Raw genomic sequence first — 531 nt, forward strand, 5'->3', positions numbered from 1 at the left:
TATGGCCTGTGGTCGATTCCCGATGATGCCTACTGGAAACCACATACTGACGATCTTCAGTACGATGGGACATGGTGCCCATCAATTCACATGCCACGCTGGGCCAGTCGCATCACGCTGGAGATTACCGGCGTTCGTGTTGAGCAATTGAATGGCATCAGTGAAACGGATGCGGAGTCTGAAGGAATAGACATGGAGGCACTTTATGACTCCCAGGACTGTTACGACTGCATTGCAGACAACAATATGACCGGGAGACCAACGGCGATAGGCGCATTCAAGTACCTGTGGGAATCCATCTACGGCGAAGAAAGTTGGAAGGCCAACCCATGGGTCTGGGTAATCGAATTTAAGGTGGTTCCCAATGTTCAGGATAATCCAGCCTAACACCTGGTACGCCGATGATTTCGGCGCGCCATGCAAAATACTCCGCGCCACCCACGAAGTCATCCACTACATCCGCAACGGCCGCACCTGCATTGCCAGCATGGGCCGCTTTCAGCATGATTTCGAGCCGCTAACCAAAGCACA

The 531-nt window shown here is 52.7% G+C and carries 1 protein-coding gene and 1 pseudogene; both read left to right on the top strand.

Translation table 11 applies throughout. The features are described 5' to 3' along the window. Positions 1–387: pseudogene (locus tag ACOTWU_RS25275) on the top strand (hypothetical protein); the annotation flags it as partial. Next, positions 365–531: DUF4222 domain-containing protein (locus ACOTWU_RS25280; protein ID WP_421625806.1), on the top strand; the 167-nt coding region annotated here is incomplete at its 3' end. The pseudogene ACOTWU_RS25275 and the gene ACOTWU_RS25280, both read left to right, overlap by 23 nt.

Origin of the sequence: Enterobacter cloacae complex sp. GYL001 (assembly GCF_049237125.1) — a bacterium.
Lineage (GTDB): Bacteria > Pseudomonadota > Gammaproteobacteria > Enterobacterales > Enterobacteriaceae > Enterobacter > Enterobacter hormaechei_C.